20 protein-coding genes and 5 tRNA genes are annotated in these 22,727 nt (G+C 42.6%); 16 read left to right on the top strand and 9 right to left on the bottom strand.

All coding sequences use genetic code 11. The annotated features are described in order from the left end of the window. The first annotated feature begins 36 nt into the window (after positions 1 to 36). From RM544_RS15650 to RM544_RS15640, 3 genes are read left to right on the top strand one after another with little or no spacing between them, the layout of a single operon-like run. A complete protein-coding gene (locus RM544_RS15650) occupies positions 37 to 711 on the top strand; it encodes an energy transducer TonB (protein ID WP_311362753.1) in 675 nt (224 codons plus the stop codon). Between the two features lie 28 nt (positions 712 to 739). Continuing rightward, positions 740 to 1,333 carry a sigma-70 family RNA polymerase sigma factor gene (locus RM544_RS15645; protein WP_311362752.1) on the top strand — a complete coding sequence of 198 codons (594 nt, stop codon included), beginning with the start codon at positions 740 to 742 and terminating at the stop codon, positions 1,331 to 1,333. Continuing rightward, positions 1,326 to 2,033, top strand: coding sequence for a hypothetical protein (locus RM544_RS15640; RefSeq protein ID WP_311362751.1), 708 nt, complete (start codon positions 1,326 to 1,328; stop codon positions 2,031 to 2,033). Before RM544_RS15645 ends, RM544_RS15640 begins: the two co-directional genes overlap by 8 nt. A 204-nt stretch (positions 2,034 to 2,237) precedes the next feature. Here the strand turns inward: RM544_RS15640 and RM544_RS15635 are convergent, their stop codons facing one another. After that, positions 2,238 to 3,152, bottom strand: coding sequence for an AraC family transcriptional regulator (locus tag RM544_RS15635; RefSeq protein ID WP_311362750.1), 915 nt, complete (start codon positions 3,150 to 3,152; stop codon positions 2,238 to 2,240). 225 nt (positions 3,153 to 3,377) lie between these two features. Between RM544_RS15635 and exaC the strand changes: the two genes are divergently transcribed. After that, positions 3,378 to 4,898 carry an acetaldehyde dehydrogenase ExaC gene (exaC, locus tag RM544_RS15630; RefSeq protein WP_311362749.1) on the top strand — a complete coding sequence of 507 codons (1,521 nt, stop codon included), beginning with the start codon at positions 3,378 to 3,380 and terminating at the stop codon, positions 4,896 to 4,898. Between the two features lie 301 nt (positions 4,899 to 5,199). Here exaC and RM544_RS15625 read toward each other — a convergent pair whose 3' ends face one another. The 4 genes from RM544_RS15625 to RM544_RS15610 form a co-directional block, all read right to left on the bottom strand. Continuing rightward, a complete protein-coding gene (locus RM544_RS15625; RefSeq protein WP_311362748.1) occupies positions 5,200 to 5,745 on the bottom strand; it encodes an RNA methyltransferase in 546 nt (181 codons plus the stop codon). Then, positions 5,742 to 6,749 carry a phospholipase A gene (locus tag RM544_RS15620; protein ID WP_311362747.1) on the bottom strand — a complete coding sequence of 336 codons (1,008 nt, stop codon included), beginning with the start codon at positions 6,747 to 6,749 and terminating at the stop codon, positions 5,742 to 5,744. The genes RM544_RS15625 and RM544_RS15620 overlap by 4 nt, the downstream gene beginning before the upstream one ends. 62 nt (positions 6,750 to 6,811) lie before the next feature. After that, positions 6,812 to 7,654 (bottom strand): MBL fold metallo-hydrolase, encoded by an 843-nt coding sequence (locus RM544_RS15615; protein ID WP_311362746.1) that lies wholly within the window; start codon positions 7,652 to 7,654, stop codon positions 6,812 to 6,814. Positions 7,655 to 7,661: 7 nt separating this feature from the next. Then, positions 7,662 to 9,371 carry a proline--tRNA ligase gene (locus RM544_RS15610; RefSeq protein ID WP_311362745.1) on the bottom strand — a complete coding sequence of 570 codons (1,710 nt, stop codon included), beginning with the start codon at positions 9,369 to 9,371 and terminating at the stop codon, positions 7,662 to 7,664. Positions 9,372 to 9,742: 371 nt separating this feature from the next. Between RM544_RS15610 and RM544_RS15605 the strand changes: the two genes are divergently transcribed. Further along, a complete protein-coding gene (locus RM544_RS15605; protein WP_311362744.1) occupies positions 9,743 to 10,270 on the top strand; it encodes a hypothetical protein in 528 nt (175 codons plus the stop codon). A gap of 7 nt (positions 10,271 to 10,277) precedes the next feature. On the opposite strand, the gene tsaA is transcribed toward RM544_RS15605, so the two are convergent. Genes tsaA through folD form a run of 3 tightly spaced genes read right to left on the bottom strand, consistent with a single transcriptional unit; the run spans position 10,278 to position 12,474 of the window. Then, positions 10,278 to 10,997, bottom strand: a complete 720-nt coding sequence (gene tsaA, locus RM544_RS15600) for a tRNA (N6-threonylcarbamoyladenosine(37)-N6)-methyltransferase TrmO (protein WP_311362743.1) — start codon at positions 10,995 to 10,997, stop codon at positions 10,278 to 10,280. 30 nt (positions 10,998 to 11,027) lie between these two features. Continuing rightward, positions 11,028 to 11,585, bottom strand: coding sequence for a DUF1415 domain-containing protein (locus tag RM544_RS15595; protein WP_311362742.1), 558 nt, complete (start codon positions 11,583 to 11,585; stop codon positions 11,028 to 11,030). 1 nt (position 11,586) lies between these two features. Further along, positions 11,587 to 12,474, bottom strand: coding sequence for a bifunctional methylenetetrahydrofolate dehydrogenase/methenyltetrahydrofolate cyclohydrolase FolD (gene folD, locus RM544_RS15590; RefSeq protein ID WP_311362741.1), 888 nt, complete (start codon positions 12,472 to 12,474; stop codon positions 11,587 to 11,589). A gap of 212 nt (positions 12,475 to 12,686) precedes the next feature. Between folD and RM544_RS15585 the strand changes: the two genes are divergently transcribed. The 5 genes from RM544_RS15585 (at position 12,687) to RM544_RS15565 (ending at position 13,253) form a co-directional block, all read left to right on the top strand. Next, positions 12,687 to 12,763, top strand: a tRNA-Pro gene (locus RM544_RS15585). A 20-nt stretch (positions 12,764 to 12,783) separates the two neighbouring features. Beyond that, positions 12,784 to 12,860, top strand: a tRNA-Arg gene (locus RM544_RS15580). 45 nt (positions 12,861 to 12,905) lie between these two features. Next, positions 12,906 to 12,981 (top strand) — tRNA-His (locus RM544_RS15575). A gap of 75 nt (positions 12,982 to 13,056) precedes the next feature. After that, positions 13,057 to 13,141: transfer RNA gene (locus tag RM544_RS15570), tRNA-Leu, on the top strand. A 35-nt stretch (positions 13,142 to 13,176) separates the two neighbouring features. Next, positions 13,177 to 13,253, top strand: a tRNA-Pro gene (locus RM544_RS15565). A 122-nt stretch (positions 13,254 to 13,375) separates the two neighbouring features. Here RM544_RS15565 and RM544_RS15560 read toward each other — a convergent pair. Then, positions 13,376 to 13,594, bottom strand: a complete 219-nt coding sequence (locus RM544_RS15560; protein WP_311362740.1) for a hypothetical protein — start codon at positions 13,592 to 13,594, stop codon at positions 13,376 to 13,378. Between the two features lie 319 nt (positions 13,595 to 13,913). Here RM544_RS15560 and tig point away from each other — a divergent pair, with 319 nt between their 5' ends. The 6 genes from tig to RM544_RS15530 all read left to right on the top strand — a co-directional run bounded on the left by tig (position 13,914) and on the right by RM544_RS15530 (position 22,493). Further along, a complete protein-coding gene (tig, locus tag RM544_RS15555) occupies positions 13,914 to 15,218 on the top strand; it encodes a trigger factor (RefSeq protein ID WP_311362739.1) in 1,305 nt (434 codons plus the stop codon). A gap of 96 nt (positions 15,219 to 15,314) precedes the next feature. Continuing rightward, positions 15,315 to 15,947 carry an ATP-dependent Clp endopeptidase proteolytic subunit ClpP gene (gene clpP, locus RM544_RS15550; RefSeq protein ID WP_311362738.1) on the top strand — a complete coding sequence of 211 codons (633 nt, stop codon included), beginning with the start codon at positions 15,315 to 15,317 and terminating at the stop codon, positions 15,945 to 15,947. Positions 15,948 to 16,043: 96 nt separating this feature from the next. Continuing rightward, positions 16,044 to 17,321, top strand: coding sequence for an ATP-dependent protease ATP-binding subunit ClpX (gene clpX, locus RM544_RS15545; protein WP_311362924.1), 1,278 nt, complete (start codon positions 16,044 to 16,046; stop codon positions 17,319 to 17,321). A 162-nt stretch (positions 17,322 to 17,483) separates the two neighbouring features. Beyond that, positions 17,484 to 19,832 carry an endopeptidase La gene (lon, locus tag RM544_RS15540; protein ID WP_311362737.1) on the top strand — a complete coding sequence of 783 codons (2,349 nt, stop codon included), beginning with the start codon at positions 17,484 to 17,486 and terminating at the stop codon, positions 19,830 to 19,832. A gap of 296 nt (positions 19,833 to 20,128) precedes the next feature. Continuing rightward, a complete protein-coding gene (gene hupB / locus RM544_RS15535; RefSeq protein ID WP_311362736.1) occupies positions 20,129 to 20,401 on the top strand; it encodes a nucleoid-associated protein HU-beta in 273 nt (90 codons plus the stop codon). A 199-nt stretch (positions 20,402 to 20,600) separates the two neighbouring features. Then, positions 20,601 to 22,493 carry a SurA N-terminal domain-containing protein gene (locus RM544_RS15530; RefSeq protein WP_311362735.1) on the top strand — a complete coding sequence of 631 codons (1,893 nt, stop codon included), beginning with the start codon at positions 20,601 to 20,603 and terminating at the stop codon, positions 22,491 to 22,493. Positions 22,494 to 22,727 lie beyond the last annotated feature (234 nt).

Raw genomic sequence — 22,727 nt, 5'->3', positions numbered from 1 at the left:
AGTGTGTTGAAAGGCATCAAAAACAGGAGAATTGCCATGAACCCACACACACTCACACCCAATACACTTGCTTCTTTTACAATCAATGACGGCACTTCTGCGGTCGGTGGCGCCTTCAGAATATTCGTTGCGATCTTAATTGGTGGCCTTGTAACATTTGCCCTCTTTGTGCTGATGCATAACCTTACCCAAAGTGATGCTAAGCCCCCCATACTAAGCCCAATAGTTGCTTTGGAATCGATTGTTTTCGAAAAAGAAGAGCCGGAAATTAAGAATGAAAAAAAGCTACCCAAACCGCCTAAAGTAATACAACAACCAGAGTTAAAACGCGATCCAATACCTACAGATGCTAAACCACATACAGGTTTTGGTGATCCTATCACAGTGGATATTCCATCAGATGAGTACAAAACTAATTTGAATAATTTCACGATGCAGGGAGAAGCTAGACCGCTAGTTCGTTTTCCACCTGACTATCCTCCAGTTGCTTCTAGAGAAGGTATTGAAGGCTGGGTTGAAATGAGCTTTAGCATTGATACTAGTGGAGCGGTGACAAATGTGGAAGTTACAAATTCAGAACCAAAGCGGATTTTTGATAGAGCAGCAAGAAGAGCTTTGCAGCGTTGGAAATACCAGGCGAAAGTAGTCAACGGTAAAGCTATTGAACAACATGGTTTGAGTGTTATGCTTGAATTTAAGTTATCAGAATAATGTGATTTACCAGCTAACAAGGCACTCAATGAGTATTTCCCTTAATCTCAAATCTCTATTTGGCTATGCGGCAATAGGTGACACTAGTAATGAGTCACTTATGAGCCGCTACGCAGCAAAGAAAGAGAAGCAGATACTAGCTCAGTTGTATGACAATTGTTCACGTGATCTATACCACTTTTTATTGACCCTAAGTGACGCTGATTTAGCGAATGACATTGCCCAGCTTACTTGGCTAAAAGTCATTGATAAAAGTCATCTATACCAAGCATCTGGTAACTTCAAAAGTTGGTTATTTACGCTAGGGCGAAGAACCTTAATAGATGAGTTTCGAAAGTTGCAGCGTTTCGATGAACTTCAAGAACAACACCTCCCTATCGATGATAAAGCACCTGAACAATCTATAGTGAAAGAGCAGCAAGAATCGGCTTTTGAAGAGCGATTCAAGCAAGCATTAGGTAATTTACCGTTTCTTCAAAAGGAGGCTTTCTGTTTACAACAAGAAGGTTTTTCGCTGAGTGATATTGCTCAAATTACCTATTCAGAGACAGAAACTGTAAAAAGTCGCCTGCGTTATGCGAAGTCAAGCTTACGAAAGAGCTTGGAGGTTCAGGATGGCTGATATAAACCGAAAGAATAATAAACAAGATGACGATTTAAATGCTCGCCAAAGGCAAACACGAATCATGAAAAAAAAACCAAACACTGAAGAATCTGAAGTTGAAGAGCAGCTGTCAGCACTGTATCAAGCGCACAAACGTGGTGTCGCTCCACCACATCAGACTCGCCGAGATTTGTTACAAGCGGCAGCGAAAGCAGAAGGACAGCACAACAGTTTGGCACAAGGCTTTGGTACATGGGTGCGTTGGTCAAAGGGTTTGAGCAGTGTCGCGGCGCTTGGCATTCTCGTCATTGTGGTTTGGATAGGACAGTCTAATTCATTTTTGCAGAAGCGCCCTGAGGCCTATGTAAGTGCACAATACAAAACGGTTAATGAGCATATGCTATCAAGCGAAAACCCACTTGCTAGCGATGTCTTAAGAGTGAAATATGATATTGCCTATAGAGAATATTTGGTGGGGCAAGGACGGATAGCGGTACACCATCAAAAGTCAGCAACGTTGATGGTTTCAGAGCAAGGTTGGGAATTAGCAACCTGTGAAAACGAACTGGTTAAAGTGAGTGATGAGCTTCTCTCCATGTTAGCTGAGATTGAACGTATAGACTTAGAATTGGTGAGCGGTGAATCTGTTAATATCATGTACGCGATGGACGGTAGGATCATGAGCATTACACGCGCGAAAGAACCACTGCGCTGCTAGGTTCCTGCCTACGCAGGAATGACCCAAGGGTAGACGCTCACTCTGTCATCCTAACGCACTCTGTCATCCTCACGCAATCTGTCATCCCCGCACAATCTGTCATCCCCGCACAATCTGTCATCCCCGCGAAGGCGGGGACCTAGATGCTCGTCATCCTCACGCAATCTGTCATCCCCGCGAAGGCGGGGATCCGCTATCCCTTAATCAGTTTACTACCGCCTTCGCACGCATATAATGGCTTGGCGCAATTCCGGTCATTTGCTTGAAGCAACGGCTAAAGTGGCTCACGTTTGAAAAACCCAAGTCAAAGGTTACATAGGTAACCGAGTAACCCTGTTGCAACAAAGCTTGCGCTTTCTTTATTCGTAGCTGTTGCTGCAGGTTAGATGGGCTGCATCCCAGTATTTGTTTAAACTTTTGGAAGAACTTAGTTCGACTCATGCAAGCTAATTTGCATAAAGTATCAATACATAAGGGTTTGTGTAGGTTTGCTTCCATGTGCGCTAACGCTTTATTAATGCCATTTTGTTCTGGATTTTGACGGCTAAAATTAACAATGATTTCGCGTGTTTGATGTCGTAATAAACGTGCTGTTAACTCTGAGACAGCTAGGTCACTCAAGAATGACTTGTCTGGATGATTCTCTGTAAAAATATGCACGATACGGCTCAATAACGCCTGTGTTTCTTGATTGTGGGCAGTATGAATCATATGGCTGTTATAGTGCCATTCATCGAATTCCTTAGGCAAGGGCGATATAGAGTTTAAGTGATCACAGACCTTTTGAATTTTTTCGACGGGTATTTCAATCGCAAGGCATGTTGTGGGTGAGTGATGTTGAGCCTCAGGGAAGTCTATTTCTACAAGTTGATCTGGCGCTAGAATGAAAGACTCGTGGGGTAAAAACTCACGATGATAATTATCCTTTTCAAGGTGCATAATTTTCTTTCCCGATATCATGCCACAATATAGCAGTTGATCAGATTTCAGTTTGACTCGATTGGCACATTCAAAAGTATCGTAAATACTGAGCTCTGCGCTAGAAGATGCAAAGCTAATTTTATTCTCAACCATTGTTTGTGGCTTACTTCTAATGTTCAACAAACTCTCGTTTATCATAGGCACTTCCTTGATTCACTTGCTAATCGCGTCAGGAGTAGTCTATCGGCAAAACACCTCAAGATAGCCAAGTCATAACGCCAGTTTTGCACATTTTCATAATGCGTACTCTAAGATAAATAATCAGCACTCATAGTCAAGTAGACTTTCGGATTAACACTTATTTTACATCTTTGGAATGAATTTTACATTTAACGCTTAAGCAAGCAATAGGAAAAGATTGATATGATTTATGCAAATCCAGGTACTCAGGGTGCTCTCGTCGATTTTAAAAGCCAATATGAAAATTACATTGGTGGGAATTGGGTAAAACCTGTCAAAGGCGAGTACTTTGATAACGTAAGCCCAGTGAATGGTAAGCCATACTGTAAAATTCCAAGATCAAGCGCAGAGGATATAGAACTAGCTCTTGATGCAGCTCATGCAGCAAGGGAGGCATGGGGTAAAACATCTGTAGCGGAACGTTCAAATATATTGTTAAAAATAGCGGACGTCATGGAACAAAACCTTGAAAAGTTAGCTGTCGCTGAGACTTGGGATAATGGTAAGGCGGTAAGAGAGACTTTAAACGCAGATATCCCATTATGTATTGATCACTATCGCTATTTTGCGGGCTGTTTGCGTGCTCAAGAGGGGACTATGGGAGAAATTGATGAACATACAGTTGCTTATCACTTCCATGAACCACTCGGTGTTGTCGGACAAATTATTCCTTGGAACTTCCCGTTATTAATGGCAGCTTGGAAGCTGGGCCCCGCACTGGCAGCAGGAAATTGTGTCGTATTGAAACCGGCTGAACAAACTCCCGCATCAATTTTGGTGCTTATGGAATTGGTTGGCGATTTGTTACCACCTGGAGTTCTTAATATTGTTAACGGCTACGGGAAGGAAGCTGGAGAAGCGCTCGCAACCAGTAAGCGTATTGCCAAAATAGCGTTTACTGGTTCGACTCCTGTTGGAGGGCATATTTTAAAATGTGCTGCAGAGAACATCATTCCATCGACTGTAGAGTTGGGAGGTAAATCTCCGAATGTATACTTTGCCGATATCATGAATCATGAAGATGATTACTTAAGTAAATGCATAGAAGGTGCTGTTTTAGCTTACTTTAATCAAGGTGAAGTCTGTACTTGTCCGTCTCGACTGCTTATTCAAGAAAGTATCTACGATGAGTTTATCGCTTTGGTGATAGAACGCTGTAAATCGATCAAGCGTGGAAATCCACTGGACGACGAGACAATGGTTGGTGCACAAGCTTCGAAACAACAGTTTGATAAAATTGTTGATTACCTTGAAATAGGCAGAAAAGAAGGTGCTGAAGTGCTCATGGGTGGTGATATTGAAGAATTGAGTGACGATTTGTCCGATGGTTATTATATCAAGCCAACGCTATTCAAAGGCGACAATTCAATGCGTGTATTCCAAGAGGAAATCTTTGGGCCTGTAGTGTCTGTATGTACATTTAAAGACGAGGCTGAAGCACTCGCTATTGCCAACGATACTGAATTTGGCTTGGGAGCAGGCGTTTGGTCTCGCGACATGAACGTTGCTTATCGAATGGGAAGAGGCATTCAGGCAGGAAGAGTGTGGACAAATTGCTATCATATGTACCCAGCACATGCTGCCTTTGGTGGATATAAGAAATCAGGCGTAGGGCGAGAAACTCATAAGATGGCGTTGGAACATTACCAACAAACCAAAAATATGTTGGTGAGCTACGACATCAATCCACTGGGCTTCTTCTAAATACTGTTGATAGGCGATTCTCGTCATCCCCGCGTAGGCTCGTCATCCCCGCGCTATGCCGTCATCCCCGCGTAGGCGGGGACCTAGATTCCTGCCTTCGCAGGAATGACGGTGTATTTGAGCATCACGGGGTGTTTCAGCATCACGGGGTGTTTCAGCATCACGGGGTGTTTCAGCATCACGGGGTGTTTCAGCATCACGGGGTGTTTCAGCATGACGGGGTGTTTTAGAATGACGCGGTGCTTCAGCAATAACGGCTCGCCGCAAGAGCTAGGAATTCTAATATAGGCTTTCAAACAACCTATAAATTATTATTATTGTCGCGGCTTAGCTTAATAAACTCATCGCTGCGATCATAATCACTTTTCGCTAAACGGTCATATAATACCACGTTTGCTGTAGCGGCCAGGTTCATACTATTCTTTGTTGGAATATAAACCACATGATCAGCAAGTTCGACGATATCTGGAGGAACGGATGCATCCTCTGGACCAAAAATATAGAAAGCGTTATCAGGGTGTTTGAACTCGGGCAATGGAGTTGCACCTTCAACCAGTTCGATGACTACCACCTTTGAACCCTCGGGTTTCATTTTTAATAAGTCATCGACCCCCACAGTGGGAATAATATGCCGCATCTTTTTTGTATCTGCATTGAACTCTTTAGCATAACCAAAACGTTGCCCAGTATAAAAAACAGCACTCGCCCCATAGCAACTGCAGGCGCGCAAAATACTCGCAACGTTAGTCGCAGACTTAGGATTCACTAAACCAATGCTCACGAACCTATCGAGATAATTTTTTTGTGTTTCAGCTTCAATCAAGTTAATAGTGTGCTCGTAGCTCATAATAGTTTTAATTGGATACCTAGACTAATACGCTGTTGATGACGATTATAATCTATTAATGAATCGCCATAACCATTGAAATATTGTAGCAGCCAATCGTAGCGGTCATTGATAGGGTAGGTGAAGTTCAGTTCAACACTCCCCCTGTTTTTTGAGAAAGAAAGGTTATTTGTTAGTTTAGATAATACATTGACATTACCCAGCTGGAAGCCATAACCCAGCTCCATTCGACCAATAAAGTCGGTAATATCTGGATTGTCATCACCGTTTGGATCCAGTTCAAACTCTTTTTCGTCCTCCGGTAACCGGTACCACGTTTTCAAATAATAAAATGAATCAACATCGCTAAAAATAGCCGTCGCATAGAGACGGTTCCAGCTTCTTGATTTCAAACCACTTTGACCATTGGATTGGTGGTTAATACCTACGTTGAATTGATTAAAACGGTAGCCGAGAATGTCCCAGTCAGTTTGCCATTGATAGTATACTTCGGGTTCATAATTGGTTTCCCTGAATGGCTTTGACACATCATCGTTATAAACTTGCCAAAATGAAATCAAGGTCATACCAAAAAAAACACCGCTTACATCATCATCTTGCAAATACAATGGCAAATTAACACTGATTTGATATTTCGCTTCGAACTTGTCTACATTTTCCTCAGTAAGCCCATCAACACTAATAGGGTTGGGCGCTTTTGCATAACTGAATGGCAATAGGTAGTTTTGACGGTATTGAGAGATTGAAAACGGGTTATTATTGGACTCTTTCATTCTATCGACACGCTTGTCTAGGATTGACTCAGTCGTCTGTTTTCCGTCACGTGCATCGGCTACAGCTTTCTTCACCGTATTCATTATCTCTTCAGGTTTACTCGGCGGAGGCGGCGTTTCACTAGTAGCTAGCTTGTCTTGTAGCGCTTCATTATGAATAGTGTGAGCCAAGGAAAGTGGGCTAAACAAAATGCAGGTGAAAAGCATGAACGAACATGTGATGTGTTTCAAAACGAATCCTTTCAATCAATACTGATAAGTGGAATGGATTCGTAATTTTACCCTAGTATTGCTTAAAACTCGATGGTTTGATTCTCTCTGGCACCAAAACAAATCAAATCCATGCCACCCGTATCAATGACTTCGTTGCAATGAGCAATAATTTCATCAATATCATCGTCGGTTCGTTCTGGATCGTGGCTATACAAAGCAAGTTGTTTTACACCGCAAGCCATAGCTAGTTTCACTGCTTCTTCTGCGACACTGTGGCCCCAGCCGGATTTAGCTGGCATATCTGAAACGAGGTACTGCGCGTCATGTATAAGAATGTCAGCGCCTTTTGCGAATGTAACAAAATCCAAAAAGTCGGTTTGTTTTTGATATGGAGGATAAAGCTCGTTGTCGGTGATATAGGCGATTTTGTGGCCATTTTCTTTGATGGTGTAGCAACTACCACCGCCAGGGTGATTCATTTTCATGCGACCGATAAGTGCATTAGAAATGTACCATTCATCGTCTTCTAAGACCGGCCTTGGTTCTACTCTGATATTGGCACCTAAATCATTCCGATGAACAGGAAAGTATGAGCCCGTCATTTGGTCCAACACGGCTTCTGGTTGGTTCAAATCGGTAAGACCAGGAGTAATTAAAATATCTCTATTGGGTTGATAAATAGGAATAAAAAAAGGAAAGCCTTGTATATGGTCCCAATGGTTATGACTCAATAGGATATGAACAGGCGTTGATTTAGCTGCTAACCTTTTGCCGAGATCACGAATACCTGTGCCCGCGTCTAGTACGAGGTCTGTACCATCGCTGAGCTCAACATGGACGCATGCGGTGTTTCCACCATAACGTACAAACTCAGCACCTGGTGCAGGCGTGGAGCCGCGCACTCCACAAAAAGTTAGTTTCATATTTGATCTAGCCTAGGGTTTGAATGTGGTTCAACACCTCACTAATAGTTAGAAGCGTTTTTTCACCAGATTTTCTATTTTTAAATTCTACTTGCTGATTATCTAGATTACGCTCACCAATTACAATGCTGTTAGGTATGCCAATCAATTCCATGTCATTAAACATCACACCTGGGCGTTCCTTGCGATCATCGAACAAGACTTCTATTCCAGCGTCTTGTAGCTGCTTATATAGGTTTTCGGCAGCTTCCATGATTCGATGAGATTTATGCATATTCATCGGGATAATAACGACAGAGAAAGGGGCAATACTCTCAGGCCAAATAATCCCAAACTTATCATTATTCTGTTCAATTGCGGCCGCAACAATACGAGTAACGCCAATACCGTAACAACCCATTTGCAAGACATCATGCTTGCCTGATTCGGTAAGAACGCCACAGTTCATTGCTTTGGAGTACTTGTCACCAAGTTGAAAAATGTGCCCAACTTCAATGCCTTTGCTGATTGATAGCGAGCCTTTGCCATCGGGTGATGGATCGCCAGCGACCACATTTCGTAGGTCTGCCACTTCGTACTCCCCTACATCACGTTGCCAATTGGCGCCGGTGTAGTGTTGTTCATCTGTGTTTGCGCCACACACAAAATCGACGACTCGTTCTGCGCTACGGTCGACAATAATTGGCATATCAAGTTTTACTGGGCCTAAGGAGCCAAAGCCACAACCTAACGTTGCTTTGACCGCTGTTTCATCAGCCATTTGTAAGGGGCTTGCAACTAAGGCTAGTTTTTCTGCCTTAATTTCATTAAGTGAATGGTCGCCACGTAAAATCAAAGCAATAAATTCGTGCTCGCTATGCTCATCTGCTTTTACGATGAGTGTTTTTACAGATTTCTTAATGTCTAAACCGCGTGCTTCAACTAGGGCATTGATGGTTTTTAAATTTGGCGTATCAATGACTTCTAAAGTTTCTGATGGAGTCTGTTCCTCACCAACAGCTAGCGCCTCAGCAAGTTCGACGTTTGCAGCGTAGTCAGAATTATCGCTATGCGCAATATCATCTTCACCTGAGTCGGCAAGCACATGGAATTCGTGAGAAACCGCTCCACCAATAGAGCCTGAATCAGCGATGACTGGGCGATATGCAAGCCCAATACGCTCAAAAATATTGCAGTAAGCTTGATGCATAATTTGATATGTATCATCCAAGCTTTGCGCGTCTATATGGAACGAATAAGCGTCCTTCATAATAAACTCGCGACTGCGCATAATACCGAAGCGAGGGCGAACCTCATCTCTGAATTTGGTTTGTATTTGATACAAGTTAAGAGGCAGTTGCTTGTAGCTACTGACTTCATTCTTAACTAAGTTAGTAATGACTTCTTCATGCGTCGGACCGAGGACAAAGTCGCGTTGATGACGATCCTTAACTCTTAATAGTTCTGGGCCGTAATCTTCCCATCTACCCGACTCAACCCACAAATCTGCAGGCTGAACAACTGGCATAGAGACTTCAATTGCACCGGCTTTATTCATTTCATCTCGCACGATAGCAGCCACTTTATTTACTACACGTAGCCCCGTCGGTAACCAATTATACAAACCTGATGCCAGTTTTCTGACCATTCCTGCTCGTAACATTAACTGGTGACTAATCACTTCAGCTTCAGCAGGGGTTTCCTTTTGGGTAGCGAGTAAGTATTGGGAAGTACGCATTTTCTAATTTTACCTTGATATTATGATGCCTGAGCCCGAAGCTCATGAATGTCGAGGAGTTTATCAGCCCCATGGCTTGGTAAAAAGCAGAAAATGCGAATAATGGAATATTAAACAAGCGTGCCAGCTTTATTAAGCGGTTTTGGATAACTTATCTGTTTATTTGCTCTCTTGGCTGAGTTACTTCCAGATAGCATGAGCATTGAAAGTTGATGTGGCTTTTCCTTCCTTACAGCTGAGCTAGTGGTTTGACAATGAGCTAAGTCTAGTCTAAATTTTGAGCAGTACATTCGTCGCGTTTGCTACACGAGCTAGGGTTGTCGGGCCCGTGGATGTGTGAGTGCTTGAGGTTATTTTAAAAGGAATTATTTATGAAATTTATCAAAACAAATTTAGTAGCAGTAGGATTTGCTTTAGCGACTTGTTTTAACGTTGCTGCATCAGACACTGCAGTAAACATCAAATTAAGTGACGCTGCTTCCGCGAAAGGAAGTCAAGACGTCGTTAAGTACTTGTCGAGTTACAAGGACGAATTAGCGGAATACCTGCCCGACGGGCACAGTATAGAAATTAATATAGTCAATATTGAGATACCTGATGATATTGACCGAACTCCAAAGCATAAAACGACAACTTTGCCTCTTGTAAACGATGGTATTTCACAAAATTTCAGTACGAACGGCCGAAACTTAGATATTCCGGGAGGCAAGTTATCGCGACTTCATCGCTTACAATTCGAATATGCTGTTGTCGATGCTGACGGTAACAATGTTGTTCAAGGTAAGAAGAACTTAAAGATAGATTCAATGAAAGCCTCTAATAGAGCTGAACAACCATATATTGAACAGCGCTCAATGTTGACCAATTGGATGAAAAGAACCTTTTCAGAGCAGTCGTAGGGTAATTTCACCTACTCCAAATCTCAGAAACGTGTATAACGCTATTGAGTGCTTGCCACGTAATATCGTAATTATATAGGCGGATAGTATATGTTTTATTATCCGTCTTACGCTTCCTGTAAGCTGGCCGTGGATCCTGTTCTAACACGTTAATAAGTAGATCTAAAAAGCCAGGTTTGTCGCATTCTATCTCAGACAATTGCTTTTTGAGGCTTTCGTTTACAACGACTTGCGCGAGCTCAGGCGTGGTTTCAGCATAGCCAGAGGAGACACACTCAGTGTTATGGTTTGTCAAATGCGTAGGATTATCTGCATATGTTATATAAGGTTTAATATCGATAATCGGAGTTTGATTGAGTAAGTCCACGCCTTCCACAACCAATTGTTTCTTATTGTTCAATCCTCTGTTTCTTACCAGAGACAAACCAATGGGGTTAGGTCTGAAGGTACTGCGGCTCGCAAAAACACCTATTTTTTCATTGCCTCCTAAACGAGGGGGCCGCACAGTATCACTGAAACCCGCTTCAATGTTTTCGTGAAACAAAAAGCTGAGCCAAAGGTGTGAAAACTGGTCTAAACCTCGACACGCATTTTGTGGATTGATATGTGCTTCGAATTGTATATAGCCTTTGGCTTTACTCAATGCTTGTGATTGCCGAGGGATACCAAATTTTTGACTAAAAGGTGTGGTGATTGACCCAATAGGTCGAACGACTAAGTTTGTCATAATAAACCCGAGTGGAGCGCTTGCTTGGAATCAGTGTTTGCTGCTGTCATAAGCCAATATTTGTTTAAAAAATTGGGCACCTAGTTTTTGAGCGTGACTGATGTTTCTTTCTGGGATTTGTTCTGGGTTAGGGTAACGTTCGAGCGCTTTCTCTAAGCTCTCTTCTCTAATAATATGCAGCATAGGGTAGGGTGAACGATTTGTGTAATGACTTGTATCTTCGGCCGGAGCATCTGCAAACAAATACGATGGATGAAATGTAGCTAGTTGATAGATACCTTCATAATCCTCTCTTTGCAGAAGTTTATTCGCCGTATCGACCAAATCAAGATAGTCAAAAAAGTCATGATATGTGTCGGGTAAAATGAAAAGTGTCGTTTCTACCTGTGAGTTATTATCTAAAAACACAAGCTCATCCAGCAAGGTTTGCAAAGTGTACGCAGTTTCTTCTTCTCGACAACACAGTGTCCGAATAGATTTCTGCTCTCTCTCTTTTTTAGCAAATGGACACAGGTTTTCGCCGATAATCACTTTGTCGACCCAATGCAAGGTATTTTGAATTACGCGCGCATCATCATTAGTTTGCATCTTATTCAGATATCCCTTTTGCTGCTTTGGCGGCGGCAGAGTGATATTTCACATAAGCTTCCAGTGTGTTTTCGATCAAGCTAGCTACTGTCATTGGGCCAACACCGCCAGGTACGGGTGTTATCCAATCGGCTCGTTCTCTTGCCACATCAAAGTCGACATCGCCAGTAAGCTTCCCGTTATCCAAGCGATTAATGCCAACATCAATGACTATGGCACCTTCTTTTACCCAATCGCCTGGAATAAAATTCGGTTTTCCTACTGCAACGACCAGCAAGTCAGCGCGCTTTACATGTTCTTTTAAAGATTTAGTAAACTTATGGCACGTTGTCACTGTGCAACCAGCCAATAGCAACTCTAGGCCCATTGGACGTCCAACAATGTTCGACGCCCCAACAATAACGGCATCTAAACCTTTCACAGGACGCTTGGTAGCCTCAATCATTGTCATGATGCCCTTCGGCGTGCACGGTCTTAGCGCAGGCATACGTTGCGCTAGTCGGCCGATGTTATAAGGATGAAATCCGTCAACATCTTTGTGCGGATGAATTCTTTCAAGCACTTTTTCTGCATTCAAACCTGCAGGTAAAGGCAATTGAACCAAAATGCCATCTATTTCGTTGTCTGCATTTAATTCATCGACCAAGGATAGCAGTGAACTTTCGTCTGTGTCAGCAGGTAAGTCGTATGATCTTGAAACGAAACCAACTTCTTCGCACGCTTTGGTTTTGTTGCTTACGTAAACCTTAGACGCCTCGTTATTGCCGACTAACACAACCGCTAAACCAGGCATCCTTTTATTTGCTTCTTTGAGGGTGTCAACGTAAGCGTGTACGTTGTCTCTTACATGTTTGGCAATTTTCTTGCCGTCTATTAAATGCGCGGTCATGTTCATATCTGTCGTGGCTTAACTGGAGGACGTCGATTGTATTAAAAACAGCGCTGAAAATATACTGTCATGTCAGCTTAATGTTCAAAAGCTGACTGCTTTTTAAACAAGTGAAAAAAATCTCAATTTACTCGCAAAAAGTGTTTGACGATAACAGGGCAAGTCGGTAATATGCGCCCCCCGTAGCGGTAGTGTTCTACTGTTACTTTGTTCGGTGAGTGGCGCAGCTTGGTAGCGCACCTGGTTTGGGTCCAGGGGGTCGTAGGTTCGAATCCTATCTCACCGACCATTTGCTTCATGATTCGATGAGCGTCCGTAGCTCAGCTGGATAGAGCACCCGCCTTCTAAGCGGGTGGTCGCAGGTTCGAATCCTGCCGGACGCGCCATGCGAGTCTAAGCAGATGTGGCAATTGTAAGTTTAAGAAACAGTGGTGGGCGTAGCTCAGTTGGTAGAGCTCCGGATTGTGATTCCGGCGGTCGTGGGTTCGAACCCCATCGTCCACCCCACTTTTTCTGCCCAGTTTGAGAGTGTCAGGTCAACGCGACTCTCGAGCCAACGGCAAGCCTTAGGGCAACAGTTTTGCGGGAGTGGTGGAATTGGTAGACACGCTGGATTTAGGTTCCAGTGCTTCACGGCGTGAGAGTTCAAGTCTCTCCTTCCGCACCATCTAAGTGCTTTAACGCACAAAAAAGTAATAATGTCGGTGAGTGGCGCAGCTTGGTAGCGCACCTGGTTTGGGTCCAGGGGGTCGTAGGTTCGAATCCTATCTCACCGACCACTTTTACGATTTTCATATTTACACCACACTCATAAATAATTCTGATAGTCCGTCTCAACGCTACAGCTTTGTCGCGTGTAGAGCTTTTTAGGCCCCTTTATGAAATATAAGCGAATAAACGTTTACACTTTGAAAGACGCTTCAAGCCCATCCATGGGACGCTTGACACTCGACATCTGTCTAGAGCTTAGCGCTTTTAAGGTCCCTTCATAAATATAAGCGAATAAACGTTTACACTTTGAAAGACGCTGCAAGCCCATCCATGGGGCGCTTAACACTCGACATCCATGTCGAGTGATACTTTCAAAGTCCAAACATTTATTCACTTTATTATATTTCATGAAGGGACCTCAAAAGCCCAAAAGCCCAAAAGCCCAAAAGCCCTAAGGCACTAACAAAAAGCCTGCAGGCTGTTAGTGCCTTGGGGCTTTTAACCCCGTACTTGAGCTGCTTTTTGGTCGTTTATTGTGCTTAATTCAATTAATTTTCATTAATTGGGTTTAATCGCTCGACTCTATGAGCCGCTCTCTGTATAATTCCGCGTCCTTTTTTAAACTCATGTAGGTTTTGTTTTAAGCCTACATTCGGCAACACTTTGGTTAAACCCAAAAGAGTGTTGAATCATGTAAAGCGCATCGAAGCGCAAGTTGAGGTAGAACAATGCAAGTGTCAGTCGAGACGACTCAAGGTTTAGAACGCCGTCTTACTATTACCGTTTCTGCAGATTCTGTAGATACCGCTGTTAAAGCACGTTTACAACAATTAGCAAAAACACAACGTATTAACGGTTTTCGTCCAGGTAAAGTACCAGTAAGCGTTATCAAAAAACGTTTTGGTCAAGCGGTTCGTCAAGAAGTTGCTGGCGATGTTATGCAGCGTCAATTCTACGAAGCGATCATGAAAGAGAAAATCACTCCGGCAGGTATGCCGACTTTCGATTTGACGAAAGATGTTGATGGTGAAGATTTAGAATTCGTAGCAACGTTTGAAGTTTATCCAGAAGTGAAGGTGAATGGCTTAGACAAAATTAAGGTCGAAAAGCCAGTTGTAGAAATCACTGATAAAGATTTAGATACCATGATGGAAACGCTGCAAAAGCAACACGCATCTTGGAAAGAAGTTAAGCGTAAAGCTAAGAAAGACGACAAAGTAACAATGAACTTTGTTGGTACTATTGACGGCGAAGAGTTTGACGGCGGAAAAGCTGAAGATTTCCCTTTAGAATTGGGTAAAGGCAGAATGATCCCAGGCTTTGAAAAGCCATTGGTAGGTGTTAAGAAGGGTGACGAAGTTGTTTCTGACGTAACTTTCCCTGAAGATTATCACGCTGAAGCACTGAAAGGTAAAGATGCATCATTTGCGATTACCGTGACTAAAGTGGAAGGTCTTGACTTACCAAAAGTTGATGACGAGTTCGCTAAGTTGTTCGGTGTAGAAGAGGGCGGTGTTGACGCACTTAAAGCTGAAGTTAAGAAAAACATGCAGCGCGAACTAGACCAAACTTTGAAAGCAGCCGTAAAAGAAAACGTAATTGCTGGTTTATTAGAGAATAACGAACTAGATTTACCTCAAGCATTAGTTGATCAAGAGATCGACGCGTTGCGTGAACAAGCGAAACAGCGCTTCGAGCAGCAAGGCCAAGGCGGTCAAGTTCCTGAGTTGCCGGCTGATTTGTTCCAAGACAATGCTAAACGCCGTGTAAGCATTGGTTTGTTGTTGGGTGAAGTTATCAAAGACAATAAATTAGAAGCAGACGAAGCGAAGGTAACAGCACTTATCGAATCAGCGGCTTCTGCTTATGAAGACCCGCAAGAAGTAATCGAGTATTACCAGACGAATGCCGAGTTAAAGCAGCAAATGCAGAACCTTGCATTAGAAGAGCAAGCGATTGAAGCGATTCTTGAAAAAGCAAAAGTGAAAGAAGTGAAGAAAGCTTTTGACGAAATCATGAACAAAAACGCCTAAATTGTTCTTCAACAATTGACTTAACAGGCAATGAACTGATTAAATGCTCGGATTATCCGGGCATTTTTTTTATGAAGATTTTTATTTAAGAGAACTATGACAAATATAATAACTGATCCGCAAAGCGCCTTAGTGCCAATGGTTGTTGAGCAAACAGCCCGTGGCGAACGTTCCTATGACATCTATTCTCGTCTTTTGAAAGAGAACGTTATTTTTATGGTCGGGCAGGTTGAAGACCACATGGCGAATTTGATCGTCGCGCAAATGTTATTTTTGGAAGCCGAGAATCCTGAAAAAGATATCTTCTTGTATATTAACTCGCCGGGCGGTTCAGTCACTGCTGGAATGGCGATATACGACACAATGAATTTTATCAAACCTGACGTGAGCACCGTGTGTATTGGACAGGCTGCGAGTATGGGAGCATTCCTGCTGACTGCTGGAGCAAAAGGTAAGCGTTACTGTTTGCCCAACTCACGCGTAATGATTCATCAGCCTTTGGGTGGTTTCCAAGGTCAGGCATCTGATTTTGAAATTCATGCACGTGAAATCCTGTCTATTAAAGAGAAAATGAATCGTTTAATGTCAGAAAACACCGGGCAGCCTTACGAAAAGGTTGCTAAAGATACTGATCGTGATAACTTCTTAAGTGCTCAAGAGTCAGTTGATTACGGGCTAGTAGACGCCATTATGGCAAACCGTAACGAAGTGTTGAAAAGCTCGGATTAAGCGCCATATAGAATATAGTTGTGATGAGTAGCGCGGAGTTATATGGCGCTACTTATACTGAAAGCCCAAGTAGGGTATGAAGAAAAGGCAAAGTTTATGAGTGATGACCATGAAAAAGACAGTGATAGTAAATTACTCTATTGCTCGTTCTGTGGTAAAAGCCAGCACGAAGTTCGCAAACTGATTGCGGGCCCAAGCGTATTCATCTGTGATGAATGCGTTGAGTTATGCAACGATATTATTCGCGAAGAAATCAAAGAGATTTCTCCAAAGCAAAAAGCGGATGCCTTGCCGACTCCAAGTGAAATTCACAAGCACCTTGACGATTATGTAATCGGTCAAGAGCATGCAAAAAAGGTTTTAGCTGTAGCGGTTTATAATCACTACAAACGTTTACGCAATAATGATACGCATGAAGGCGTAGAATTGGGTAAAAGTAATATCTTATTAATAGGCCCAACTGGTAGCGGTAAGACTTTGCTAGCTGAAACCCTTGCGCGTCTATTGGACGTTCCATTCACCATGGCAGATGCTACGACCCTAACTGAAGCTGGGTATGTTGGTGAAGACGTTGAGAATATTATTCAAAAGCTGCTGCAAAAGTGTGATTATGATCCTGAAAAAGCGCAGCGCGGAATTGTGTACATCGATGAAATTGATAAAATTTCTCGCAAGTCAGACAATCCATCCATTACTCGTGACGTGTCAGGTGAAGGTGTTCAACAAGCGTTATTGAAACTTATCGAAGGAACAATTGCGTCAGTACCACCTCAAGGCGGCAGAAAACATCCGCAGCAAGAGTTTTTGCAGGTTGATACCTCAAAAATCTTATTTATTTGTGGTGGAGCATTCGCCGGTTTAGATAAGGTTATTGAGCAACGTGCAGCGAAAGGTGCGGGTATTGGTTTTGGCGCTGAAGTTAAGTCTACAGCTGAGAAGAAGGCCGTGAGCCAACTATTCAAGGAAGTCGAACCCGAAGATTTAGTTAAATACGGTTTGATTCCAGAGTTTATTGGCCGATTACCGGTTGTTACAAGCTTAGAAGAGTTAAATGAAGACGCTTTAATTCAGATCTTGAAAGAGCCAAAGAATGCGATCACCAAACAATATGGTGCATTGTTTGCTCTTGAAAATGCAGAGCTGGAGTTCAGAGATGATGCCTTACACGCTATCGCATCTAAAGCGATGCAGCGTAAAACGGGGGCTCGTGGACTCCGTTCTATTGTCGAAGCCGTGTTACTAGATACTATGTATGACTTACCATCGATGCCGGAAGTTAGCAAAGTAGTGATCGATGAAGCTGTTATTCGTGGCGAATCTAAGCCATTATTGATGTATGAAAGTGGACAAGACAAAAAAGTAGCATCTGAATAGTTAAGTTGCATACTTTGAAGATAATAAAAAGGTCGACTCTGTAATCACAAGTCGGCCTTTTTTTATTCATTTTTGATTTTTTTTGATGTTTTTGTTTTTTTGGTTTGAACTTTGCTGGTAAAGCCCCATATAAACAAGCATGAGTAAACACAAGAGAGAAATATGACAACTGAGCTAACAAATCTCAGAGTAATGCCTATATTGGCCTTACGAGATGTGGTCGTTTATCCACACATGGTGATCCCTTTATTCGTAGGTAGAGAGAAGTCTATCCAATGTTTAGAAGCGGCAATGGAAAACGATAAACAAATATTTTTGGTCGCTCAAAAAGATGCGAGCATTGACGAACCAACAACCGAAGAGATTTACTCCGTCGGCACCATTGCTACCATCCTTCAATTGTTAAAATTGCCTGATGGCACTGTAAAAGTCCTCGTGGAAGGAAATATTCGAGGTAATATTGAGAAATATACCGAAACGGCCCCGTTCTTTACCGGTGAAATTAATGCGCTTGAACCCGAAGTCATTGATGAAGCCGAACAAGAAGTATTGATTCGCTCCTCGGTCTCTCAATTTGAAGGTTATGTAAAGCTCAATAAGAAAATTCCACCAGAAGTATTAACTTCTCTCAATGGCATTGAGGACGCAGCTCGCCTTGCTGACACTATGGCTGCTCATATGCCTTTGAAGCTTGTCGAAAAGCAAAAAGTATTGGAAATGAATTCTATTGTCGAGCGCCTTGAGTACCTTATGGCACTGATGGAAGGTGAGATTGATTTACTTCAGGTCGAGAAGAAAATTAGAACCCGCGTAAAAAAACAGATGGAAAAAAGCCAACGCGAGTATTACCTGAACGAACAAATGAAGGCGATTCAGAAAGAGTTAGGTGAGTTAGATGAAGCACCTGATGAATTCGAGGCGCTTGCTAAGAAGATAGAAGAAGCAAAAATGCCCGCAGACGCGAAGAAGAAAGCGGATGCAGAATTGCAGAAATTGAAAATGATGTCTCCGATGTCTGCTGAGGCTACCGTTGTCCGAAGTTATATCGATTGGTTATCTTCAGTACCTTGGCACAAGCGCAGTGCGGTCAAAAAAGACTTAGGTAAAGCAGAAGCAGTGTTAGACAACGACCATTATGGTCTTGAGAAAGTCAAAGAGCGCATTGTTGAATACCTTGCCGTACAACAACGAGTTAAAAAATTAAAAGGTCCTATTCTTTGTTTAGTTGGTCCTCCTGGCGTGGGTAAAACGTCTTTAGGTCAATCAATTGCCAAAGCAACTGGCCGAAAGTATGTGCGTATGGCTTTGGGTGGCGTTAGAGATGAAGCTGAAATTCGTGGGCATCGACGGACTTATATCGGTTCGTTACCAGGCAAGCTCATCCAGAAGATGTCAAAAGTAGGTGTTAAAAACCCGCTATTCTTACTAGATGAAATCGATAAGATGTCGTCTGACATGCGCGGTGACCCATCTTCTGCATTACTCGAAGTCTTAGATCCAGAGCAGAATGCTAGTTTTAGTGACCACTACTTGGAGGTTGACTACGACTTATCTGATGTGATGTTTGTTGCGACCTCAAACAGTATGAATATTCCCGGTCCTCTATTAGACAGAATGGAAGTGATTCGTCTTGCCGGTTATACCGAAGATGAGAAGCTGAATATTGCGACTCGTCATTTGATTGGCAAGCAAATTTCAAGAAATGGTCTGAAAGAAAAAGAGTTGTTAATTGAAGAGTCAGCCATTATCGGAATTATCCGCTATTATACCCGTGAAGCCGGTGTGCGTAGCTTAGAGCGAGAAATTTCTAAAATTTGTCGAAAAGCGGTGAAGCATATCCTTCTTAACAAAGGGACTAAGCAGGTTGTTGTTAATCAAGAAAACTTGAAAGACTACCTGGGTGTGCAACGTTTTGACTATGGTAAAGCAGACAAGAGCAATCAGGTTGGCCAGGTGACTGGTTTAGCATGGACTCAAGTGGGTGGCGATTTGCTAACAATTGAAACAACATCTGTCGTTGGTAAGGGTAAAACGACCTTTACCGGTAGCTTAGGCGATGTGATGCAAGAATCAATTAAAACAGCCATGACTGTTGTACGTTCGAGAGCTGAAAAGCTGCGAATTAATAGCGACTTCCATGAAAAACGTGATATCCATGTGCATGTTCCTGAAGGGGCTACTCCGAAAGATGGTCCTAGTGCGGGTATTGGTATGTGTACTGCGCTTGTATCATCGCTCACGGGGAATCCGGTTAAGTGCGATGTAGCCATGACGGGTGAGATTACGCTTCGTGGCGAAGTGCTTGCAATCGGTGGTTTAAAAGAGAAACTATTGGCTGCACATCGCGGTGGCATAAAAACGGTTGTTATTCCAAAAGATAACGAGCGTGACTTGGAGGAAATTCCAGCAAACGTCATTGGTGATTTAGATATTCATCCAGTGCAATGGATCGATGAAGTGCTAAGTTTAGCGCTTCAGGAGCCGATTGATAGCGTAGAAGTTTTATCCTAATTTATATTTGGCGGTTGCTGAAAGTTGGCAACTGGCCGAATTTTCGCCAGAAATGGCAAAAAAATTGCGATTTTTTTACTTTTTTTAAATTTTAGGGCTTCACATGCTCTGCAGTTATGCTACCTTTACATCTGTACTCGCTTAAGGCCTTGTCACGAAAGGGATAGCAAGCGATTTACTAGGAAGTTAAAAAATTGTTAATCATTGCTTGAAGTTCTACTTCAAGATTGTTATAACTTTTAGACAATATAATTTTGCATTTAAGCAATATAATAAAAAACAAAGGGGATCATATTGTGAACAAGTCTCAACTAATCGATAACATTGCTGCTAGCGCAGATATTTCTAAAGCTGCTGCAGGTCGTGCATTAGATGCTTTCACTGACGCAGTTACTTCTGCACTTAAAGATGGCGACCAAGTAGCACTTGTCGGTTTCGGTACATTCTCAGTTCGTGAGCGCGCTGCACGTAGCGGCCGTAACCCACAAACTGGTGAGACTATCCAGATTGCTGCTGCTAAAGTACCTTCATTTAAGGCTGGTAAAGCACTAAAAGACGCTGTTAACTAAGAAAAATTAGTTTTACATAGAAAAAGGCGATGGCTAGTCCATCGCCTTTTTTATTTTTATTAAGTAAAAAAGCTTGTAATAGTCGCGTAACACCTTATCTAAAGGTATAATGTCCGCCTCGCGCAGAACGTCAACATCGCGACAGATTAAAGCGCGTTCAGCAGTATTACACATTAGTTTTACAAGGTTGTTTTAACTCATGCTAGAAAGAATCAGAGAAGGGTCACAAGGCCCTTTAGCCATGACGATTGTCGGCTTAATTATTATCAGTTTTGCTGTTACCGGTGTAGGTAGTTACCTCGGTGGCTCAACAAGCGAAGCAGCGGCAACAGTAAATGGCGAAGAAATCACCGTACAAGATGTCGAAGTTGCCTATCAAAACCAGCGTGCTCGAATGGAGCAGCAATTTGGCGAGCAGGTAGCTGCAGCTTTTGCTAACGAAGCTTACCTTGCTGACTTCAAAGGACAAGTCCTTGACCAGCTGATCTCTGAAAAGCTAGTTGAGCAAAAAGCTGAAGAGATGGGCCTGAGAGTGAGTGATGAGCAGATCAAAAACGCTATTTTTGCAATTGATGCTTTTAAAATTGCCGGCCAATTTGACAACGAAACATTTAAAGCAACGATTCAACGCCAAGGCTTCACACCAGCTTCTTTTAGAGACTACATGCGTAAGCAGATGACAACAGAGCAGCTAAGTTCTACTCTTAATTCTTCTAGCTTTAGCCTTGAGCAAGAAGTTGCCAATATTTTGAAACTTCAGCAACAAACGCGCTCTGCGAAAACTATCGTGGTGAAGGCTGCTGATTTTGCGACAGACGTCGAAATTAGTGATGAAGAAATCGATACATATTACCAAGCAAATTTAAGTGATTTCGATACTCAAGAGCAAGTGAAGTTGGCCTATGTGAGTGTTTCTGTAGACGACCTAATTGCTAATGAATCAGTCACCCCTGAAGAAGTACTAAGCAACTACCAAGAAAATATCCGTGCATATCAAACAGATGAAGAACGCAGAGTGTCACACATCCTGATTGAGTTTGGTGATGATGAAGCAGATGCAAAAGCGAAAGCAGAAGAAGTATTGGCTAGCGTGAAAGCTGATGATGCAGACTTTGCTGCGATTGCAGAACAAGAGTCAGCTGATATTGTGAGTGCTGAAGTTGGTGGTGACTTGGACTATATCGTTCGTGGGGATTGGAGTGCTTCTTTTGAAGATGCCGTATTTGCAATCGAAAACACCGGAGATATTAGCCCATTAGTGAAGACTGAGTTCGGTTATCACATAATCAAATTAACCGACTTAAAACCTCAGGTTACAACGCCATTTGAGGACGTTGAAGCTGAAATCACTGAATTTATGCTAAAAGACAAAGCGACCGAGACTTATTTTGGTTTGCAAGAAGCTATTGCAAGTGCTGCTTTCGAATCTCCAGATAGCTTAGAGCGAGTTTCAAACGTAGCAAATAGACCTATTATTGAAACAGCGTTCTTTGCTTCAAATGCTTACCCGGCTTCCGTTGATTATCCACAGGTAGCAAACGTAGCATTCAGTACTGAATTGATTGAAGATGGTTTGAATAGCGAACTACTGACGCTAAACGACGAGAAAATCATGGTCGTTAGAGTTAAAGAGCACAAGCCCCAGCGCACATTGAGCTTAGAAGAAGTCAAAGCAACAATAGTGAGCCGTTTGAGTGCTGAGAAAAGCCAAGAAGCTGCGTTAGCATGGGCTGAAGAAATAAAAGTTTCTTTGTTAGCAGGTGAAGATATTAGTGAGAAATTGAGCGAGAAGTCTATCGATGTGCAGGTAAATGAAAACATTGCTCGTTTCGGTGCCGACGTTCCTCAAGAAGTGTCAAAGGCGATATTCTCATTAGCACCAGTTGATCAGCAGAATATCTCTGTTGTGACACTAAATAACGGCGATATCGGCATTGTTGAACTTGAGTCTGTGACTCCTGTTAACGACGTGGAAGCTGAAGAGTTGACCGCAACTTCTGATGGGTTAGCCAATAACTTTAGTCGCCAGTCATTCGATAACTTCGTTGCTGCTCTATTGAGCGAAGCAGAGATTGAAAAAATCCAGCGTTAATAGGTCGCATGACTAGGCTATAGCCCCTGAATATAAAAATACCGCTCATTTGAAGCGGTATTTTTTTATTTGCCGCAAAGAGCTGAGATAGGCTCATTAAGGCGTGACTAGAGTCGAACTTTGCTCGTATGGAGTTAAAGTCACAACAAAAACATGAGTGTTGCGAATGCTGCCAGTATTGTTGCTGATACAACGATAATATAAATAAAACCTTGCTTACCTTGCCCAAGGCTA

This window comes from Brumicola blandensis (genome assembly GCF_031846165.1).
Lineage (GTDB): Bacteria > Pseudomonadota > Gammaproteobacteria > Enterobacterales > Alteromonadaceae > Glaciecola > Glaciecola blandensis.
This window is presented reverse-complemented; position numbering and strand designations above follow the sequence as displayed.

Bases quoted from the DNA above. Each gene is read 5' to 3' on its own strand.
- folD (WP_311362741.1), bottom strand. From the start codon at position 12,474: ATGACCGCGCATTTAATAGACGGCAAGAAAATTGCCAAACATGTAAGA.
- RM544_RS15610 (WP_311362745.1), bottom strand. From the start codon at position 9,371: ATGCGTACTTCCCAATACTTACTCGCTACCCAAAAGGAAACCCCTGCT.
- RM544_RS15635 (WP_311362750.1), bottom strand. From the start codon at position 3,152: ATGATAAACGAGAGTTTGTTGAACATTAGAAGTAAGCCACAAACAATG.
- RM544_RS15615 (WP_311362746.1), bottom strand. From the start codon at position 7,654: ATGAAACTAACTTTTTGTGGAGTGCGCGGCTCCACGCCTGCACCAGGT.
- RM544_RS15640 (WP_311362751.1), top strand. From the start codon at position 1,326: ATGGCTGATATAAACCGAAAGAATAATAAACAAGATGACGATTTAAAT.
- RM544_RS15625 (WP_311362748.1), bottom strand. From the start codon at position 5,745: ATGAGCTACGAGCACACTATTAACTTGATTGAAGCTGAAACACAAAAA.
- exaC (WP_311362749.1), top strand. From the start codon at position 3,378: ATGATTTATGCAAATCCAGGTACTCAGGGTGCTCTCGTCGATTTTAAA.
- RM544_RS15650 (WP_311362753.1), top strand. From the start codon at position 37: ATGAACCCACACACACTCACACCCAATACACTTGCTTCTTTTACAATC.
- RM544_RS15530 (WP_311362735.1), top strand. From the start codon at position 20,601: ATGCTAGAAAGAATCAGAGAAGGGTCACAAGGCCCTTTAGCCATGACG.
- lon (WP_311362737.1), top strand. From the start codon at position 17,484: ATGACAACTGAGCTAACAAATCTCAGAGTAATGCCTATATTGGCCTTA.
- RM544_RS15560 (WP_311362740.1), bottom strand. From the start codon at position 13,594: ATGAAATATAATAAAGTGAATAAATGTTTGGACTTTGAAAGTATCACT.
- RM544_RS15605 (WP_311362744.1), top strand. From the start codon at position 9,743: ATGAAATTTATCAAAACAAATTTAGTAGCAGTAGGATTTGCTTTAGCG.
- clpX (WP_311362924.1), top strand. From the start codon at position 16,044: ATGAGTGATGACCATGAAAAAGACAGTGATAGTAAATTACTCTATTGC.
- RM544_RS15595 (WP_311362742.1), bottom strand. From the start codon at position 11,585: ATGCAAACTAATGATGATGCGCGCGTAATTCAAAATACCTTGCATTGG.
- clpP (WP_311362738.1), top strand. From the start codon at position 15,315: ATGACAAATATAATAACTGATCCGCAAAGCGCCTTAGTGCCAATGGTT.
- RM544_RS15645 (WP_311362752.1), top strand. From the start codon at position 740: ATGAGTATTTCCCTTAATCTCAAATCTCTATTTGGCTATGCGGCAATA.
- tig (WP_311362739.1), top strand. From the start codon at position 13,914: ATGCAAGTGTCAGTCGAGACGACTCAAGGTTTAGAACGCCGTCTTACT.
- tsaA (WP_311362743.1), bottom strand. From the start codon at position 10,997: ATGACAAACTTAGTCGTTCGACCTATTGGGTCAATCACCACACCTTTT.